Genomic DNA, 19,257 nt, shown 5'->3' with positions numbered 1-19,257 from the left:
GAGTATGGCCGATGGCCACAATCGTGTCCCCGCTTGCCCCGAAGTTCTATCCGGATATGCCCGAGATTGAAGGCGTGCGCTTTTCGACAGCAGAAGCGGGCGTTAAATATCGCGGCCGTACGGATGTCGTTTTGGCATCTCTTGATGCAGGGACGACCGTCGCGGGTGTTTTCACCCAGTCCAAATGTCCTTCTGCGCCAGTTGATTGGTGTAAGGCAATTTTGAAAAATGGCACCGCTCGCGGACTGTTGGTCAATTCCGGAAATGCCAACGCCTTCACTGGCAAAAAAGGTTCTACTGCGGTTGAGTTATCTGCAAAGATTGCGGCCAAGTCTCTCGGTTGTAATGTGAATGAAGTCTTTTTGGCATCAACCGGTGTGATTGGCGAACCGCTGGATGCGGGTAAATTTGAAGCCGTGATTGATGATCTGGCTGCTGCGGTTCAACCAGCAAGCTGGCGTGAAGCGGCTGAAGCGATCATGACGACGGACACATATCCGAAGATCGCAACTGCGACTGTCGAGTTTGACGGCAAGGCTGTCACCTTTAATGGCATTGCAAAAGGTGCGGGGATGATCGCACCTGATATGGCGACCATGCTGTCTTTTATTTTTACCGATGCGGCGATTTCCCCAAAGGTTCTTCAATCCCTCTTGTCGGGCGAAACTGGCGAAAGCTTCAACTCGGTCACTGTTGATAGTGATACCTCGACTTCTGATACTGTGCTGCTGTTTGCGACTGGCGCTGCTGAAAAACGGGGCGTTGCGAAATTGGACGATCTGGATGACCCGCGTCTTGGGACCGTTCGTGCAGCTTTGGGCGACATGATGCAAAACCTCGCACAACAGATTGTGCGTGACGGTGAAGGTGCCCGGAAGTTTGTCGAAGTGCAGGTTGAAGGTGCTGAGAGTGATATTTCGGCAAAGAAAATCGCGCTTTCGATCGGTAATTCACCCTTGGTCAAGACAGCTGTTGCCGGCGAGGACGCCAATTGGGGACGTGTCGTGATGGCTGTTGGCAAAGCTGGTGAACCTGCAGACAGAGACAAGCTTGCGATCTGGTTCGGCGATATTCGAGTGGCTGTTGATGGTGAACGGGACCCCGAATATGGGGAAGAACTAGCGGCTGCAGTGATGAAGGAAGAAGACATTGTGATCCGCGTTGACCTTGGTCTTGGCAGTGGTCAGGCGTGTATCTGGACCTGTGACCTGACCAAGGAATACATCGCGATTAATGGTGATTATCGGAGCTAGCTAGGACGCGTTATCATCGATTGGCTGCGGTTTTAATGAGAGCTTTCCTGAACACGGTAAATCGATCGTTATCCTCTTGTGTGATGTTGGAACAGAATTGATGAGCAAAATTGTTCTCGTGGCGGCCTGCGCGCTTGTTGATGTCGATGGACGAATTCTTCTGGCACAAAGGCCGGAAGGAAAATCAATGGCGGGATTGTGGGAGTTTCCTGGCGGCAAGGTTGAAGTTGGCGAACGACCTGAAGAAACCTTGATCCGGGAACTGGACGAAGAACTTGGGATTTGTGTTAACGAAGCGTGTTTGGCGCCGTTGACCTTCGCCAGCCATGCTTACGAAGATTTTCATCTTCTGATGCCATTGTACATTTGTCGCCGTTGGGACGGAACACCGAGTGGTCGGGAAGGGCAAGCTCTTAAATGGGTAAGGCCCGCCAGATTGCGCGACTATCCGATGCCTGCGGCGGACGAGCCCCTGATACCATTCTTGATGGATCTGGTGCCAATGTAGCACGAACCTGGATTGTCAAAGGGACACCGAATGCAAAACCTCCTATCTCAAGTCAGGTCGATTGCTTTTGATGCCCGGGGTGTCGTCCAACGGTTTGCGGCTGATGAATCCGGCAGTACCGCGGTCGAGTATGGTCTTATGATCGGCATGATCACTCTCGCAATCATGGGCACTATATTAGCAATCGGTGAAACGATTAGAGATGATGTTTTTGGTGTCCTTTCTGGCGCTTTAAGCGGCGACGGCAGCGCAGATAGCTAATTTGTCTTTGTCTAAAACGATCTTGCAATGGGTCTTGAGTTCGATATTTATCTGACTGCTAATCGTTTCTCTGGATTCCTACCTCATTGACTCCAAGTGCATCGGCCAGACGTGTCTTAGCAGAACCCGGTTTTAGCGGCTTCTGCTGGCTTTCATGCGGGGCCCAGCCTGACAGGGATATCATGGCAAACGTTGCTCGAATTTTGCCGTCCGGATCGGCATAGTCTGCTGCGTAGAGTTCAGCGGCTCTTAGGAAAACGGATTTTGGAAGCGGTTTTCGACTGCGTTCCTCCAGGACCGATGTGGCTCCCATGGATCTGAGGTCTTGCATCAAGCCAAACATGTTGGAATAGCGAACCGTCAATCTGTCCATGTCGGTCACAGGCAGCGCAAACCCTGCACGCTGAAGTAGGCTGCCGAGGTCACGAGTGTCAGCAAAAGGAGAGACACGCGGTGCGGCGCCGCCTGTAACTTCTAGCTCTGCACGCATCAGCACGTCCCTGAGTTCATGCAAGGTATCACCGCCAAGAAGCACACCGAGAAACAAGCCATCCGGCTTCAAGGCCTGGCGGATCTGAACCAGAGCGCCGGGAAGGTCATTGACCCAATGCAGGGAAAGCGCCGAGGTGACAAGGCCCAAGCTTTTCTCGCGAAGCGGCGGCAACGCATCATCAAAGACAAAGTCTGGCCCGTTTGCGTCGCAGGTTTCTGAACACAATAAATCGCCGCGCCACACAGTTTCGACTTTCCCGCTCTCTCGAAGCACGGATGTAATTCGTCCCGTGTGGCCGCCCAGCTCGACAGCGGTGTCAAAGTTTCGGCTTTGGATGGCGAGACGATCGGCGAGATCTTCGGCGACCGTCTCCAGCAGAAAGTCGCTGCCTGGTTTTGCTTCCTTGAGCGCACGTAGGCGGCGGCGCTTGAGCAAGCTGCGGTCAAAAAGGTCTGGCTGTGTCATTGCGCGTCCGTTCGGTTTCATATGAACTGACATATGGGCCTTTGCCGCGGCTGCGTCAAAACATGATAGGATCTCCACAGGATGATGGGGAAGGCAGTGATGGCGCGTACGTCGATTTCAGGCTTTGAAAAGGTGCAGTTTAGGGCAGGAATGCTGAGCTTGGCAGGGAAGGTTGCTGGTCGGGCTATGCTGGACTTGGTTTTGCCGCCTCGATGTTTGGCTTGTCAGGCACGTGTCGCCACTCCAGGCAATTTGTGTGGCCGATGTTGGCAGGGCATGGCGTATTTGGCGGCACCGGTCTGTGCCCGATATGGCACGCCTTTTTCTCACGACCTTGGAGAAGGCGGGCTGAGTGCACGGGCAATCATGGACCCGCCGGTTTTTGACAAGGCGAGTGCGGTTGCGACCTATCAGGGGATTGCGCGATCCTTGGTGCTTTCTCTGAAGTTTAACAGACGCCGGGACCTCGCGGAACCAATGGGGAGCTGGATGGCTCAGGCCGGTAGAGAGTTGATTATGCCAGAGACGTTAGTAATTCCCGTTCCACTGCATCGCTTTCGTCTCTGGCAACGCCGCTTCAATCAATCTGCAGATTTGGCGCGGGTGGTGGCGCGGGAAGCTGGGCTTGACTGGGATCCGATGCTTTTGCAGCGAGCGCGACGAACGCGGCAGCAGGTCGGGCTGGATTCTTCCGCGAGGCAAACAAATGTTCGCGGGGCATTTAAATTGCGGAACGGCTGGGAGAACCAGGTTCACGGACGTCCTGTGCTGCTCATTGATGATGTGCTGACAACGGGATCAACTGTGGCGGCTTGCACAAAGGTACTGCGCAAGGCGGGGGCTGTCTCTGTTGATGTGCTGACATTCGCGGTGGCGGTCAACGAGGATGGCCATGAAGACAGGTGAGCTAAGCCCATGGCTTGTGCTCATACCATGCAAGCCCATATATACAAATCCAAATCGCTGAATGCTTTCCCTTGAAAATTAGGAAATGAAATGGCCGAAGTCGTAATCTACACACGCCAGCTTTGCGGATTTTGTACGGCGGCAAAGCGTTTGTTTGAGAAAAAGGGCATTGCCTTTGAGGAATTCGATGCGACTTTCAATCCAGCTTTGAGGCAGGAAATGGTTGAAAAGGCCAATGGTCGGTCAACCTTCCCGCAAGTCTTTGTTGGCAGTACTCACGTTGGAGGTTGTGATGAGCTGCATGATCTCGAGCGCGCAGGTAAACTTGATGCGCTGGTGGCTTCCTAAAGCTGATCCGTGTCTTTTCTGGAGTTTCGCAATGAGTGAATTTGTTGTCGCCGGTGTTTTGTTGCGAAGCAATCATGATCTCATGGCGCGGGACGCCCTGGTGAGGGATAGTGCAATGTTGCTTGGCATCTGTGACTTGTCTGCGGAGGTGCGGACTTGATCCGTTTTACGCTTGCGTGCGAGGCATCTCATCGTTTTGAGGGCTGGTTTCGTAATTCCGAAGATTTTGATCGTCAGATTGCAGCTGGGCTTGTGACTTGCCCTGCCTGTGGTTCCGTTAACGTGCAAAAGGGTTTGATGGCTCCGGCAATTTCCACATCCAGATCCAAGGAAAACAGACCTGTCCCAGAGGGTGGTGCCGGGTCAAATGCCATCGAGACACCTACTGCAGAGCCTGGGGCTGCAGCAACAGCGACAGCTATCGCGCCGTCTGCAGTCGAGCGCGGCGCAGCTGAGCCTGTAGCTGCTGAGAGATCAGCTCTTGTTCCTATGGATTCGAAGCATAAGGAAATACTGGAGGCCCTGAAGGGCTTGCGGAAGAAGATCACAGAGACTTCCGACTATGTCGGCAAGGACTTTGCTGAGGAGGCACGCAAAATTCACTACGGTGAGACGAAAGAACGGAATATCTACGGCGAGACTACCAAAGACGACGCTAAATCCCTGATCGAAGAGGGAATTTCTGTGCTGCCGCTGCCAGTTTTGCCGGAAGAAAAAAACTGACAGTTTGATCACGTGAATTTCGCGTTTAGCGCGGAGAATGCATGGAGCTGTTATCCATCCATTTTTTCAGTTCTGCTGTAACGGCGCTGGGCGCTTCCAGCGTCGCAAGGTGTCCGCAGCCTTCGATGACAGCGAGTTTGCTTCCTGGGATCAATTCATGGATTTCCTGAGCACGCGATGGCGGTGTCAGTGTGTCACCGTCACCCACTAGAACCAGTGTGGGGCATTTGATGTCATTAAGCTGCGGACGTGAATCTTGCCGCCCAATCACAGCCTTTATCTGACGGATAAAGGCTTCACCGCCGGTTTCAGTCGCCATCTCGACAACTGTCGCCTTCATGTCTTCATCGTTTTCCAGATCTGCATGAACAAAGCCAGGGTAGAGAAGATGCGGGATTTTTCCAAAGCCCTTTTCGACTGTCAACTTGATTAGAAATTTCCGTCGCTTGATCTGATCGGCTGTGTCAGGGCGGGAATTGGTATCGAGCAAGGCGAGCCGGGTGATACGTTCTGGGGCTTTTCGCATGATCTCCATGGCGATGTAACCGCCCATGGAGAGGCCTGCGAGGGCAAAGCTTTCTGGTGCAGTGTCCAGAATGCTGTCCGCTATTTCGGCGATTGTTTCATGCCGACGATGGTCTGCGACCAGGATAGGTCTATCGCTGAAGGCAACAATCTGCGGTGCAAACAGGATTTCGGTGCACAGAAGACCGGGAATGAAGACAATCGGTTCCATGATTATGCTTTTCCTGAAATCGGTCCGCGTTCAGCAAGCAGCATGTAGTTGACATCCATGTCTCGTGACTTGTTCCAGCTGTCGAGCAGAGGGTTATAGGTCACGCCGGTTCTATCGATGATCTGCATGCCTGAGGCTGTAAGCGGACCTTCAATTTCACCAGGACGCACGAGTTTTTCGAAAGAATGTGTGCCCCTGGGAAGCCAGCGCAGGACATATTCCGCGCCAACGATGGCCAATGCATAGGCCTTGAGGGTCCTGTTGATGGTCGCGACGAACATCAGTCCGCCCGGGCGAACCATGCTGGCTGTCTCTGACAGAAAGAGCGGCACGTCTGCGACGTGTTCGACAACTTCCATGTTCAGGACAATATCGAATGTCTCACCGGCTTCGGCGAGCTGTTCGGATGTTTCTGCGCGGTAGTCGATTTCCAACCCAGAGCTTTTCATATGTGTCTTGGCGATTTCGATGTTGACCTTAGAAGGGTCGGCTCCGACAACCTCCGCGCCAAGACGCGCCATTGGTTCGCTGAGAAGTCCACCGCCGCAGCCAATGTCAAGGAATCGCAGACCCTTGAAGGCATCAGGTGCTTTGGGATCGCGATCAAATTGCTTGCAAACTGCCTCTTTTATGTAAGACAGGCGGACCGGGCTGAATTTATGCAAGGGTTTGAATTTACCGGTTGGATCCCACCACTCGGCTGCCATGGCGGAAAAACGGGCCACTTCGGCTTCGTCAACCGTGCCTTCAGTCGTCTTGTTTGCCTCAGCCATCTCGGTTCCTTTTCTTTAGGGACGGAATATAGGTGCAGCCCCTGATTGGTCCAGTGTGTTTCAAGGTCCGGTCTCTTTTGTCAAGGTGCGGTGTTGCGGCAAGCGCGATGGACCTGTATTGATGCGCCCGATCCGCTGGGTGCTCATAGCGCCCTCGTTCCTTGATGAAAAGAATACGACAGCAATGGCGCGACTGGTTTTAAAATTTGGCGGTACATCGGTTGCCGACCTGGACCGTATCCGAAATGCGGCCCGCCACGTTAAACGTGAAGTGGAAGCCGGACATGAGGTGGCAGTAGTTGTCTCCGCCATGTCAGGGCAAACAAACAAGCTTGTGGAATATTGCCGCGAAGCGTCCCCTATGCACGATGCACGCGAATATGACGCTGTTGTTGCCTCTGGTGAGCAAGTGACATCTGGTTTGCTTGCCATCGTGCTTCAGGACATGGGTGTTAATGCACGCTCTTGGCAAGGTTGGCAGGTGCCACTCAAAACAGATGAGAACCACGGGGCTGCCCGTATCAAGGAAATTGACGGCAGTTTTTTAGTCGAGCGCCTCTCCCAAGGACAGGTCGGTGTTCTTGCCGGGTTTCAGGGGATCTCTCCAGATAACCGGATTGCGACCCTTGGTCGTGGTGGTTCAGACACAAGTGCGGTGGCTATAGCGGCGGCCATCAAGGCCGATCGTTGCGATATCTATACCGATGTGGACGGGGTCTATACGACCGATCCACGTATTGTTCCCAAGGCCCGCCGACTTGATCGTGTGTCCTTCGAGGAAATGCTTGAAATGGCTTCGCTGGGTGCAAAGGTACTTCAAGTACGCTCAGTTGAAATGGCTATGGTTCACGGCGTGAGAACGTTTGTGCGCTCCAGCTTCGATGATCCGGATGCGCCACAGGTTGGCGTTGGCGATCTTCCCCCCGGAACCCTTATCTGCGACGAGGATGAACTCGTGGAACAGCAAGTTGTCACAGGCATTGCATTTGCCAAGGATGAAGCCCAGATTTCAATTCGCGATGTGGCTGATAAGCCGGGCGTCGCGCAGTCTGTGTTTGGCCCCCTTGCGGATGCCAATATCAATGTGGACATGATCGTTCAGAACATCTCGCCTGATGGTAAGACAACGGACATCACCTTTACTGTGCCGGAAACTGACTATCAAAGAGCCATCCAGGTTCTCGAAGACAACCGTCCTGACATTGGATTTCAGAATCTGGAAGGTGCCAAGGATGTTGTCAAAGTCTCGGTAATCGGGATTGGGATGCGATCCCATGCGGGTATCGCTGCAGATTGTTTCCGCGGGTTGGGCGAAAAGGGAATTAATATTCGCGCAATCACGACTTCAGAGATTAAAATCTCCGTCTTGATCGATTCCGCCTATACTGAACTTGCAGTCCGGACTCTCCATTCGTTATATGGATTGGATGGATAGAACGTTCCGACTCGCCGCTGCGTGGAAAAATCGTAAATTTGCGCGCGGCCTCCCGGACATGACGAGGTAAAGCGATGCGCAGCAACCTGGCCGGTCCGCGCCTGTTGCTCCGCCGGCTCCGTGAAGTCATGGCGGAGCCGATCAAGGCGCAGGAACGACTCGACAAGATAGTGGTCCTGATTGCATCAAATGTGGTCGCTGAGGTCTGCTCTGTTTATATCCTGAGAGCCGATGGCGTTCTGGAGCTTTATGCGACAGAGGGCCTCAATAGAGACGCCGTTCATCAGGCTTCTCTGCGCGTCGGCCAGGGCCTTGTCGGTCTTATCGCAGCTGAAGCGCGTCCTCTGAACTTGCCCAATGCGCGGGCTCATCCGGGCTTTGCTTACCTGCCAGAAACTGGCGAAGAGGCCTATAATTCCTTCCTCGGGGTGCCGATCCTGAGAGCAGGGCGGACGCTGGGTGTTCTTGTCGTTCAGAACCAGTCTCATAGAACTTATCTTGAAGATGAAGTCGAGGCTTTGCAGACCACGGCAATGGTGATTGCTGAAATGGTTGCCGCCGGTGAGCTGGAAGCTATTGCGCAAAAAGCCACCGGTCTTGATATGTCACGTCCGATCCATGCGGATGGTGTGGCGCTGGCCGATGGTGTCGGCCTTGGTCATGTGGTGCTTCATGAACCTCGTGTCGTCGTAACCAACCTGATTGCGGAAGATACCGACGCAGAGAAGACCCGCCTTGATGGCGCGATCAATCGGTTGCGGCTTTCCATCGATGATTTGCTGGCCAGCGGTGATATCGCTGGAACGGGTGAACATCGCGATGTTCTCGAAGCCTATCGGATGTTTGCCTATGATCGTGGCTGGACTCGGAAAATCGAAGAGGCCATTCGCAATGGCTTGACCGCTGAAGCTGCGGTTGAAAAAGTTCAAAGTGACATGCGTGCGCGTATGTTGCGACAGACGGACCCTTATTTGCGTGAGCGCTTGCATGATCTTGATGATCTTGCGCATCGGCTGATCCGCGAACTTATGGGGCGTGGACATGGGCCAAGTTTGGCCGATTTGCCGCAGGACGCGATCATTGTGGCACGCAATATGGGCGCTGCGGAGCTTCTGGACTATGGACGGGACCGAATTCGTGGCCTGGTTCTGGAAGAAGGCGGACCTACAAGTCATGTGACGATCGTTGGCCGAGCGCTTGGAATCCCGATGGTCGGGCAAGTTGAGGATATCGTTAGCCTGGCTGATGCCGGGGATGCGATTATCGTCGATGGTGAGGCTGGCGAAGTTCATTTGCGTCCGGCGCAGGACGTCGAGAATGCCTACGCAGAAAAGGTCAAATTCCGTGCCCGCCGGCAAGCGCAATATCGTCGTTTGCGGAACAAACCATCCGTTACCAAGGATGGCGTTGACATATCGCTGCAAATGAACGCCGGACTGCTTGTAGATCTACCGCATTTGGCGGAATCTGGTGCTGCCGGTGTTGGACTGTTTCGTACCGAATTGCAGTTCATGGTGGCCTCGTCTTTCCCCCGTATGCGGGAACAACAGGCGCAGTATGAACAGGTCCTGATGGCAGCAGGCGGAAAGCCTGTCACCTTTCGGTCTCTTGATGTTGGCGGGGACAAGGTTCTTCCCTATCTTAGATCTATCCAGGAAGAAAACCCGGCGATGGGCTGGAGGGCCTTGCGACTGGGGCTGGATCGGCCAGGGCTTTTGCGGACCCAGATCAGGGCATTGCTGAAGGCGAGCGCCGATTATGGCCTGAAACTGATGTTCCCGATGGTGGCGGATGTTTCAGAGTTTTTGAGCGCCCGTGAATTGGTCGATAAAGAATTGAAGCACCTGCGCCTGCATGGTCACTCCGTGCCGGATAGGATCCAGCTTGGTGTGATGATCGAAGTGCCCTCCTTGTTGTTCCAATTGGACGAGCTTTTGGCGGAAGTCGACTTCGTCTCGGTTGGGTCGAACGATCTGTTTCAGTTCTTTTGTGCCGTTGATCGGGGAAACACGCGTGTCGCCAACAGGTTTGATACGTTGAGTGTCGGGTTTTTGCGGGCATTGAAGAGCATCATCGACAAGGCTGATTCAGCACATGTGCCAGTGACTCTTTGCGGTGAGCTTGCTGGTCGCCCGCTTGAGGCCATGGCGCTGATCGGTCTCGGGTTTCGCTATCTGTCCATGTCGCCTGCCTCACTTGGGCCGGTAAAGGCAATGCTGCGCACTCTTGATGCTGGGCGCCTGTCTGCCAGGCTTCTGCCACGGCTTGAGCCTGGGCACAGGGAAACCGATATCCGGGATTTCCTTCGACGATATGCATCTGAAATGGATGTGGTAATTTAGGCGACGGGCTCACTCAGTGGGTCTATGCGCTGGCCAACGAACCACTCTTTCCTTCGGGATTTTTAAGGAGACCTGCTCTCATGCTGGCGCGAAGCAAGCTTGATACATTGCTCGATCGTTTCGCTGAGCTGGAACACAGAATGTCCGCCAATCCGGATCCTTCAGCTTATGTGAAGCTTGCAAGAGAGTACGCCGGTCTGGAGCCTTTGGTTGCCAAGGTGCGCGCCTTGCTCAAAGCGCAAGACGAGATGACTGAGGTCGATACATTGTTGGCAGATCCGGATATTGATCCGGAGATGAAAGAACTTGCCGAAGCTGAACGGCATGAGATCATCGAAAGTCTGGGGGCATTGGCTCAGGATGTCCGGCTTGGCTTGCTGCCTAAAGATGAAGCGGATGCCAATGACGCCATTTTGGAAGTGCGTGCTGGTACGGGCGGTGATGAAGCTGCTTTGTTTGCCGGGCATCTCTTCCGGATGTATCAGCGCTTCGCTGAATTGAACGGATGGAAGGTCGAGATCCTGTCTGCCAGTGAAGGCGAAGTCGGCGGCTTCAAGGAAGTCATTGCCTCCGTGTCTGGCGATAACGTCTTTGCCAAGATGAAGTTTGAGTCTGGAGTGCACCGGGTCCAGCGGGTGCCCGCAACGGAATCTGGCGGCCGTATTCATACTTCAGCGGCCACGGTTGCGGTGTTGCCGCAAGCCGAGGAAGTGGATGTTGATGTTCAAGAGAGCGACTTGCGTATCGACACTTTCAGGGCATCTGGTGCCGGTGGTCAGCACGTTAACACAACGGATTCTGCTGTTCGCATTACTCACCTTCCGACCAATATCGTCGTTTCCGTGCAGGACGAGCGGTCTCAGCACAAGAACAAGGCGCGGGCTATGCAATTGCTTCGGGCTCGCATTTATGACGTTGAGCGGGATCGTGCAGCGGATGAACGGACTGAGGCGAGGCGTTTGCAGGTCGGGTCTGGAGATCGGTCTGAACGCATTCGGACTTACAATTTCCCTCAAGGTCGTGTGACAGACCATCGGATCGGCCTGACCCTCTACAAACTCGATCAGATTATTGCAGGCGAAGCCCTGGGCGAAGTCATTGAAGCTCTTATCGTGGATCATCAGGCGTCTCTTTTGGCGGCTGAAGAGGAATAAAACATGACGATTGGCGGCCTTTACCGGAACGTTCGGGCCAAATTTCGGGCTGCAGAGCTGGAAACGCCTGATCTGGATGCACGCATTCTGGTTTCAGCGGCTCTGGATCTATCGACATCGCAGATGCTCTTGCGCGAAGACGAGTTGGCTCCAGACGCTGCACGTTTGCAAATAGAACACTATGCGGCACAGCGCCTTATGGGCATGCCAGTCGGGCGGATATTGGGTGAGCGCGAATTTTGGGGGCTGTCGTTTGCACTCAATGCGTCGACCTTGGAACCGCGGCCGGATACGGAGACGCTGGTAGACGCGGTTTTGAGCAGGATGAAACCTGAGGCCGCTGTTGTTCTGGCGGACATTGGAACCGGCACCGGAGCAATCGCAATCGCTTTGTTGAGTGAGCTGGCGCAAGCGCGATGCGTGGCTATCGATTTGTCAGAGAGTGCTTTGGACTGTGCTTGTGCCAACGCAAAGCGCCATGGTGTGGATGAGCGGTTTTTTGGTGTCTGTGCAGATCATGCAACTGCACTCGGGGTCGGGTTCGATTGGATAATTAGCAACCCGCCTTATATCCGTACCGAGGTTATGGAGCAGCTTTCTTGCGAGGTACGTGAGAATGATCCGGCTCTTGCGCTTGATGGTGGGGAAGATGGGCTGGATGCCTATCGCGTTATTGTCGCGCAAGCCGCCGCCGTTCTTGCGCCAATGGGGCGAATCGCTCTTGAGATTGGCTTTGATCAAGCCGAAGAAGTGCAGATATTGCTGTGCAGCGGTGGTTTTCGAGACGTTGAAATCATTCAAGATTTGTCCGGAAATGACCGGGTTCTGGTCGCTGCGAAAGGATGATTGGTCCAGTTTTAAGACTATCTTGAAAAAGCGCTTGGAAAACCAAGCGGAAACAGTTAGTTTCTCCTCGCCGAGACCGGAGTATTGTGATCAGCGATTAGCGGGGCATGCCTAACCGGCAGCGTGGAGCCATACGCAAAAAATCGCATTTTGGATCCCGTTGTGTAACGGAGCAACCGGACTTTCGGACTGTCGCAGAATATGGCGATTTCATTTACCGCGTTGCGGTGGCTTGGAACTCGTGATGTCTTTTGCAAAGGACAGCCGCTAATCTTCATGATTGGTTTCGGTAGCTATTTCGTATCGGTATTTAGGCAATTCCGATGTTGGGCCAGCTTCAGCTGGTCGCCGTTCTTTAAGAGAAAACGGCAGGATGAGACCAGGAAATCAGAACAACAAACGTATGCGTGGACGCAGCCGTAAAGGCCCAAACCCGCTCAGTCGGTCCTACGAATCGAATGGACCGGACGTGAAAATTCGCGGTACGGCTCTGCATGTTGCGGAAAAGTATCAACAGCTTGCCCGTGATGCTCAGGTATCAGGTGATCGGATCATGTCGGAAAACTATTTCCAGCATGCCGAGCATTATCTTCGCATTGTTGCCGCAGCTCAGGCTCAACAGCCTGCAGCTTCGCAGCATGTGAACGATGACGATGACGATGGTGATGGCGACGAAGAAGTTGCAGCACCGGTTCAAAATGAACGGCGTCAGCGGCCAGATCGACATGAACGTGCAGGGCGACAAGATAGGCCAGAACGTGCAGGGCGGTCAGATCGACAAGACCGGTCAGATCGACAAGACCGGCCAGAGCGACAGGACCGTCCTGAACGCGCAGAGCGACCAGATCGTGCGGATCGGCATGAACGTGCCGAGCGACCGAACCGGACTGAGCGTCCAGATCGGCCCGATAGACCTAATCGTCCTGAACGGGTCGTTCGTTCACCTCGTGTTGAGCCTGCAGAAAAGCAGGAAGAATACGTTGCTGAGGATAGCCCGCAGCCATTCATCGATCATATGCCTGTGATTGACGCAGCTGGTCAGGTGAAGGGTCGTTCGGAACAGCCGGTTGAAGAAACGCCCGAAAATGAGGACGCTAAGCCGCGTCGGCGTATTCGTGGTACGCGTGGTCGGGGTGTGAAGCCTGCGGTTGCCGAGGGTGATACTGAGACACCTGTCCTAGTGACTGAAGCCGTTGAGGCAGCGCCTGTTGCTGCTGAGGTTCCTGTGACTCCAGTCGACGTTCCTGTCGCGGCCCCAGTGGCTGACGCCGTCGTTGAAGTTGGGGAAGAAGCTGTGAAGCCGAAGCCTAAACCAAAGCGCGCGCCGCGGGCTCGTAAGGTGAAGCCTGTCGAGGATGCACCAGAGGTTACGCCTGCGGGAGAATGATCTCAGCTCTACGTTGGGCTTTGAGAGATCGAATGAACGGCGCCCATTGGGCGCCGTTTTGCGTTGCCTCCTGTGTTGAGTTTTGCAGAAATTTGGATGGCCCTCTTTTGTTGTGATTATGCAACACTATATCAAGGGAGCGATGCTCATCGAGATCGCTCGGGCGCTTCTGAGGAAGGTCCGGAATCCTTAAAACCGATCATGCTTCGGGTGATCAGGTGGTCTGGAGTTATAAAATGAACGTAGAAAAGTACACAGAACGGGCGCGTGGGTTTATTCAATCCGCCCAGACTTTTGCGATGGGCCAAGGGCATCAGAAATTCACCCCGGTGCATATTGCCAAGGTTTTACTTGATGACCAGGAAGGCATGGCCAACGGCCTGATTGAAAAGGCTGGAGGTGATCCAAGGGTTCTCAGGAGTGACGTTGAAACTGCCCTTGGCAAGATGCCAAAGGTCTCCGGTGGCAATGGACAGCTGTATTTGTCTCCAGAGGTTGCGCGTGTTTTCGAACAGGCCGAGAGAATTGCTGAAAAGGCCGGGGACAGTTTTGTCACCGTCGAGAGGCTTTTGCTGTCTTTGGTCATGGAAGCCGAAAGCGATCTGGGCAAGCTATTTGCCTCAGCGGGTGTGACGCCGAATGGCCTGAATGAGGCGATTAATTCCCTTCGTCAGGGACGGACTGCGGACAGTGCTACGGCTGAAAACCAATATGACGCGCTGAAAAAATATTCGCGCGATCTGACTCAGGCGGCAAGAGACGGCAAGCTTGATCCGGTGATTGGCAGGGACGAGGAAATTCGTCGGACAATTCAGGTTCTGTCGCGTCGGACCAAGAATAATCCGGTGTTGATTGGCGAACCTGGTGTTGGCAAGACAGCCATTGCTGAAGGCTTGGCGCTGCGCATTGTAAATGGCGATGTCCCGGAATCCCTCAAAGATAAGCGCTTGCTGGCGCTGGATATGGGGTCTTTGATTGCGGGCGCAAAATATCGCGGTGAATTCGAGGAACGTTTGAAGGCAGTCCTGTCCGAAGTTGAATCTGCAGCGGGCGGAATCGTGCTGTTTATTGACGAGATGCATACGCTTGTCGGAGCTGGTAAGGCGGATGGCGCCATGGATGCGTCCAATCTTCTGAAGCCGTCTCTTGCACGAGGCGAGTTGCATTGCGTCGGCGCGACCACGCTTGATGAGTATCGCAAGCATGTTGAAAAAGATGCGGCGCTCGCTCGTCGGTTTCAGCCCGTGTTCGTCAGCGAGCCAACCGTTGAGGATACAATCTCTATTCTTCGCGGGATCAAGGACAAGTATGAATTGCATCATGGGGTTCGGATCACGGATTCTGCAATTGTATCAGCTGCGACCATGTCGAACCGCTACATCACGGATCGGTTTCTGCCGGATAAGGCTATTGACCTTATTGATGAGGCTGCCAGCCGCCTTCGAATGCAAGTGGACTCCAAGCCGGAAGAACTTGATGAGCTGGACAGGCGAATTATCCAACTGAAGATCGAACGTGAAGCCTTGAAAAAGGAAGATGACCCTGCTGCGCGGGATCGACTTCTATCACTTGAAAAAGAACTGTCTGATCTGGAAGAAGAGTCCGACGTTCTGACGCGCAGGTGGCAGGGTGAGAAAGACAAGCTTAATCTCGAGCAAAAGGTCAAGGAGCAGCTGGAGCAGGCGCGGATCGATTTGGAAATTGCCCAACGGCGCGGCGACTTGGCCAAAGCGGGAGAGCTTGCCTATGGCGTTGTTCCCGATCTTGAGCGCCAGTTGAGCGAGGCCGAAGCCAGTGACGCAGGCGATCCCATGGTGGATGAAGCCGTGACAGTGGCGCATGTGGCTCAGGTCGTTTCAAAGTGGTCGGGCATTCCTGTAGACCGCATGCTTGAAGGGGAGCGCGAAAAACTTCTTCGCATGGAAGATGTGTTGGCCAAACAGGTTGTCGGGCAATCCGAAGCGATCCATTCGGTCTCCACAGCGGTTCGGCGTGCGCGTGCCGGTCTTCAGGACCCGAATCGGCCTATCGGTTCGTTCATGTTTCTCGGCCCAACAGGTGTGGGCAAAACAGAGTTGACCAAAGCGCTGGCCCGTTTCCTGTTTGACGATGATACCTCGATGGTTCGGATCGATATGTCGGAATATATGGAGAAGCATTCCGTTGCCCGGCTGATTGGAGCCCCTCCTGGCTATGTCGGATATGAGGAAGGTGGTGCCTTGACTGAGAGTGTCCGGCGGCGGCCCTATCAGGTGGTCCTGTTCGACGAGATCGAAAAGGCGCATCCTGATGTGTTCAATGTGCTTCTGCAGGTTCTCGATGATGGTAGACTGACCGATGGCCAGGGGCGGACCGTAGATTTCCGCAATACCTTGATCATCATGACCTCCAATCTGGGGGCAGAGTATCTGGTCAATCAACCGGAGGGCGAAGACACGGATGCGGTGCGTGATCAGGTGATGGGAACTGTTCGCGGACATTTTCGCCCTGAGTTCCTGAACCGGCTTGATGAAATCGTCTTGTTCCATCGCCTGCAGCGTTCGCAGATGGCGGATATCGTGGCCATTCAGTTGGAACGTTTGAGGGCTCTGCTGATTGACAGGAAGATCTCCCTGTCATTGGAGAATGATGCGGTTAATTGGCTTGCACAGAAGGGATACGACCCTGCCTATGGTGCGCGTCCGTTGAAGCGAGTGATCCAGAAAGAGGTTCAGGACCCTCTGGCGGAAAAGCTTCTTGCGGGGGAAGTTTCTGAAGGGCAGCTTATCGAAGTCTCGACTGGTGGGGACCGTCTGATCTTCACAACAAGTCAGCAAGTGGCTGCTGCTGCCGCTTGATTTGCCTGATTTGAACTGTAAAAAGCCGGTATCTGATGTGCCGGCTTTTTTGTGTCTTCTATTATTCTGTCTTGATGAGCTTATTGTTTTGAGGCAACCCGCGATGGAGGGCGTGTCCTGTCAAGTAATGTGTCAATCCTCATGCGTTCGGTCTCAAAGGCCGTCAACATGTCGCCATCAAGAACTCGGCCGCGTGGCAGGCGTATGCGCATCGGGTCAACGTAGCGTTTGTTGACCAGGACTTCATAATGAAGGTGCGGACCGGTCGATAGGCCAGTGGAGCCGACATAGCCGATGATCTGGCCCTGACGCACTTTTACGCCTTCTTTTATGCCTTTTGCGAACCCGGACATGTGATTATAGGTGGTGGCATAGCCGTTGGCGTGGCGGACTTCGATACGGCGGCCATATCCGGAGCTCCAGCCAGCCTTTGTGACTGTTCCATTGCCGGCCACCATGATTGGTGTTCCGCGCGGCGCAGACCAATCGACGCCGGTATGCATTTTCCGGTATTTGTATATTGGATGGCGACGCATGCCGAAGCCGGACCGGAAACGCCCGCCGGAAACGGGTTTCCGCATCAGGAATTTCTTCGCGCTTTGCCCGTTTGCATCGTAGAAGTCGACCAACCCGTCATCAGGTGTGCGGAAGCGATAGTAGCGGCGGGTGCTGGAGCCGGTGTTCAATCCCGCATACAGAACTTCTGGAGCGGTGTTTTCGTCATTGTCACCGTAGAAGACTTCCAGTGAATCGCCTGGTTGAACCCGGGCATTGAAATCGACATCAAACGAGAAGATCCGGATTAGCTCATCTATAAGTGGCCGGGCCATTTTTTGCTCAAGCGCTGTTTGATACAGGCTGTCATAAAGAACAGGCGTCTGGCCGCCATAGGAAACCCGATCTGCTTCGGCAAATGCATCAGCAAGGAAATTCGTTGGGGCCTTTGCGACGACATAGGCTCCGGTATCGGATCGCGCCACAGTGGCTTGATGAACTTTGTCGGAATAGAGACTAATCCGTTCAGCGCGCATCTGAGATGATCCATCGATGGACGGGGCATAGGCAATCCGAAGCCGGTGGCCGGGTTGCAGCATTGTCAGGTCGTATTGATCCGCAAAGGCTGCTGCTATGAGTTCTGCATCCTGGGGGCTGACGTCATTGTCTAAGAGAACATCGGTCAAATCGGTTTCATCTGCTATGGGAACGATCTTTTCGTCCATGCCGGTGTATCGAACCTGATCATCCTGTTTGGAGATGAAGGATACGTTCTCCGGAGTGATGCGGACCGCAAGGCGAGTAAATTCGGATTGCCGGGCCAAATTGAAATCGAACCGTGCCGGATCCACAAGCGTTCTTGCGGCTGTATCTACGGTGTCAACGGCGAGGAACCTGGCTGTCTGACGCACCTTCTCCTCAATCTCCGATTCCGGAAGCGCCTGATCGGCTTCAATCAATGGGCTATCGGTGGGGAATTGCGTCAGGGAAATGCTGATTTCCCCTTCAAGCTTGGCGCCATAAGTCGAGTTCGAAAATACTGTGTCCGGGACAGAGCTTTCTGGAATGGTCTGAACGTCGGAGAACATGTTCAAGGGATTGAATGTCGGAATTTCTGGTGTCAGTTTCTGGTTTTTGCGGGTCGCCAGACTTGAGATCACAAGAGTATAGTCTCGAACCGAGATATGTTCCCTATCGCCATCTTTGGTGACGACGTTTACGGGAATGACTTGCTTGTTGGCGAATTCGGCCGCAGGACGAGAAATTTTGTCACCCTTTGCACCTCCAGCCAGGAGGCTTTCGATGCCTTGTGGCTGCGAGAAATCCGTTGGAGCCGTCGCAGCAGAAACACTGTATTGTCCGTCAAGCGCTGCAATCAAGGCTCCTCCCATAAGCATCATGGACGTCAGGCCGGTCAAAATGGTGCCCGTTAGCCATCTGAGGGAAACTCTTCGCCTGTCAGGCAGGCCGTTTCGATCATCGTCGACGACCAGTGGCTCCTCATCCCCGAGGACCACGTTCATATGATGCGCGGATTGAAACGGCCTTAGTTGCATATGAGCGATAACCTGACTGCTTGTAATTGCATGCTGCGCGAAAATGCCGGTTTGAGCCCAAAAGGTCAAACAAAAGCAGCAAAAATAAACCCATTCTTAAATGTCGTTATATTCAGGCAGGAGTAGGGCAGGAATATCTCATCCTAGGTCGAGTTCTAATAAGGGCGAAATAGTGCCTCGAAGTGATATGACCTAAGGCGCATGGAGAATCCCGGGACCGTTATCATTGTCGTGATGGTTACTGCTTGCAGTCACCATTCTTCTTTAAAGGCTATCTGTGATGAGACGAGATGGGTGGTCAAACCGATGAGCCGCCTAACCCTCCTATTTCCTAGGGAAAAGTGAGATGATGATCCTATTGTAAGCTGCAAATGAGACCGATTTAATGGTTATATCCGTAGCCTGAGGCTAAAAATTGTTAGAAATCCGCGAGTTCTAAATCTATGTGCGCAATTGTGAATCTTTTTTGACAATGCTTGTTGACTCATGCCGAGGTGCTGCGTATAAACCGCTCCAACGATAGCGACGGTGCCAACAAGCGGTGCCACACACTGTCGGTTCTACCAGACAATCGGATGTCGGCGCTCTACAGGGCGATGGTATTTCTGTCTCAACTCGGGTTTTTTGATCTGAGTGTTCATTGACAATATGATATTGAAGAAAGGGAAGCGTGGACGGCGTTGTTCTTGCGGATGCTCGGTTGCTTATGTGGCTGGGTGTTTTAAGTGAGAGTTACGCA

17 protein-coding genes are annotated in these 19,257 nt (G+C 53.6%); 13 read left to right on the top strand and 4 right to left on the bottom strand.

Annotation, left to right across the window (positions count from 1 at the left end; genetic code table 11):
- Positions 1–11: 11 nt before the first annotated feature.
- From argJ to V6575_RS16770, 3 genes are all read left to right on the top strand, one after another.
- Positions 12–1,253, top strand: coding sequence for a bifunctional glutamate N-acetyltransferase/amino-acid acetyltransferase ArgJ (argJ, locus tag V6575_RS16780; protein ID WP_340275986.1), 1,242 nt, complete (start codon positions 12–14; stop codon positions 1,251–1,253).
- 100 nt (positions 1,254–1,353) lie between these two features.
- A complete protein-coding gene (locus tag V6575_RS16775) occupies positions 1,354–1,761 on the top strand; it encodes a (deoxy)nucleoside triphosphate pyrophosphohydrolase (RefSeq protein ID WP_340275985.1) in 408 nt (135 codons plus the stop codon).
- Between the two features lie 30 nt (positions 1,762–1,791).
- Positions 1,792–2,022, top strand: a complete 231-nt coding sequence (locus V6575_RS16770) for a Flp family type IVb pilin (protein ID WP_340275983.1) — start codon at positions 1,792–1,794, stop codon at positions 2,020–2,022.
- A gap of 58 nt (positions 2,023–2,080) precedes the next feature.
- Here the strand turns inward: V6575_RS16770 and V6575_RS16765 are convergent, their stop codons facing one another.
- The gene (locus V6575_RS16765) at positions 2,081–2,980 is read right to left on the bottom strand and encodes a methyltransferase domain-containing protein (protein ID WP_340275982.1); all 900 of its coding nucleotides are present in this window, start codon (positions 2,978–2,980) and stop codon (positions 2,081–2,083) included.
- Between the two features lie 99 nt (positions 2,981–3,079).
- Here V6575_RS16765 and V6575_RS16760 point away from each other — a divergent pair, with 99 nt between their 5' ends.
- From V6575_RS16760 to V6575_RS16745, 4 genes are all read left to right on the top strand, one after another.
- A complete protein-coding gene (locus tag V6575_RS16760; protein WP_340275981.1) occupies positions 3,080–3,886 on the top strand; it encodes a ComF family protein in 807 nt (268 codons plus the stop codon).
- 90 nt (positions 3,887–3,976) lie between these two features.
- The gene (gene grxC, locus V6575_RS16755; RefSeq protein ID WP_340275980.1) at positions 3,977–4,234 is read left to right on the top strand and encodes a glutaredoxin 3; all 258 of its coding nucleotides are present in this window, start codon (positions 3,977–3,979) and stop codon (positions 4,232–4,234) included.
- 31 nt (positions 4,235–4,265) lie between these two features.
- On the top strand, positions 4,266–4,394 hold the full coding sequence (locus V6575_RS16750; RefSeq protein ID WP_340275979.1) for a hypothetical protein: 129 nt from the start codon (positions 4,266–4,268) through the stop codon (positions 4,392–4,394).
- A complete protein-coding gene (locus V6575_RS16745; RefSeq protein WP_340275977.1) occupies positions 4,391–4,957 on the top strand; it encodes a DUF1178 family protein in 567 nt (188 codons plus the stop codon). The genes V6575_RS16750 and V6575_RS16745 overlap by 4 nt, the downstream gene beginning before the upstream one ends.
- Positions 4,958–4,982: 25 nt before the next feature.
- Here the strand turns inward: V6575_RS16745 and V6575_RS16740 are convergent, their stop codons facing one another.
- Together V6575_RS16740 and ubiG are read right to left on the bottom strand one after the other, a co-directional pair.
- Positions 4,983–5,693 carry an alpha/beta fold hydrolase gene (locus V6575_RS16740; protein ID WP_340275976.1) on the bottom strand — a complete coding sequence of 237 codons (711 nt, stop codon included), beginning with the start codon at positions 5,691–5,693 and terminating at the stop codon, positions 4,983–4,985.
- Positions 5,694–5,695: 2 nt separating this feature from the next.
- Positions 5,696–6,466: a bifunctional 2-polyprenyl-6-hydroxyphenol methylase/3-demethylubiquinol 3-O-methyltransferase UbiG gene (ubiG, locus tag V6575_RS16735; protein ID WP_340275975.1), complete on the bottom strand. Its 771-nt coding sequence runs from the start codon at positions 6,464–6,466 to the stop codon at positions 5,696–5,698.
- A 184-nt stretch (positions 6,467–6,650) separates the two neighbouring features.
- On the opposite strand from ubiG, the gene V6575_RS16730 reads away from it, so the two are divergent.
- The 6 genes from V6575_RS16730 to clpB all read left to right on the top strand — a co-directional run bounded on the left by V6575_RS16730 (position 6,651) and on the right by clpB (position 16,467).
- Positions 6,651–7,901 carry an aspartate kinase gene (locus tag V6575_RS16730; protein ID WP_340276154.1) on the top strand — a complete coding sequence of 417 codons (1,251 nt, stop codon included), beginning with the start codon at positions 6,651–6,653 and terminating at the stop codon, positions 7,899–7,901.
- Positions 7,902–7,975: 74 nt separating this feature from the next.
- Positions 7,976–10,243: a phosphoenolpyruvate--protein phosphotransferase gene (gene ptsP, locus V6575_RS16725; protein WP_340275972.1), complete on the top strand. Its 2,268-nt coding sequence runs from the start codon at positions 7,976–7,978 to the stop codon at positions 10,241–10,243.
- Between the two features lie 80 nt (positions 10,244–10,323).
- Positions 10,324–11,397 (top strand): peptide chain release factor 1, encoded by a 1,074-nt coding sequence (gene prfA / locus V6575_RS16720; protein ID WP_340275970.1) that lies wholly within the window; start codon positions 10,324–10,326, stop codon positions 11,395–11,397.
- 3 nt (positions 11,398–11,400) lie between these two features.
- On the top strand, positions 11,401–12,243 hold the full coding sequence (gene prmC, locus V6575_RS16715; protein ID WP_340275969.1) for a peptide chain release factor N(5)-glutamine methyltransferase: 843 nt from the start codon (positions 11,401–11,403) through the stop codon (positions 12,241–12,243).
- 403 nt (positions 12,244–12,646) lie between these two features.
- Positions 12,647–13,630, top strand: coding sequence for a DUF4167 domain-containing protein (locus V6575_RS16710; RefSeq protein ID WP_340275967.1), 984 nt, complete (start codon positions 12,647–12,649; stop codon positions 13,628–13,630).
- Between the two features lie 236 nt (positions 13,631–13,866).
- Positions 13,867–16,467: an ATP-dependent chaperone ClpB gene (clpB, locus tag V6575_RS16705; protein WP_340275966.1), complete on the top strand. Its 2,601-nt coding sequence runs from the start codon at positions 13,867–13,869 to the stop codon at positions 16,465–16,467.
- Positions 16,468–16,547: 80 nt separating this feature from the next.
- Here clpB and V6575_RS16700 read toward each other — a convergent pair whose 3' ends face one another.
- A complete protein-coding gene (locus tag V6575_RS16700) occupies positions 16,548–18,485 on the bottom strand; it encodes a peptidoglycan DD-metalloendopeptidase family protein (RefSeq protein WP_340275965.1) in 1,938 nt (645 codons plus the stop codon).
- Positions 18,486–19,257: the final 772 nt, after the last annotated feature.

This window comes from Roseibium algae (assembly GCF_037783265.1).
In the GTDB taxonomy this organism is placed as follows: domain Bacteria; phylum Pseudomonadota; class Alphaproteobacteria; order Rhizobiales; family Stappiaceae; genus Roseibium; species Roseibium algae.
This window is presented reverse-complemented; position numbering and strand designations above follow the sequence as displayed.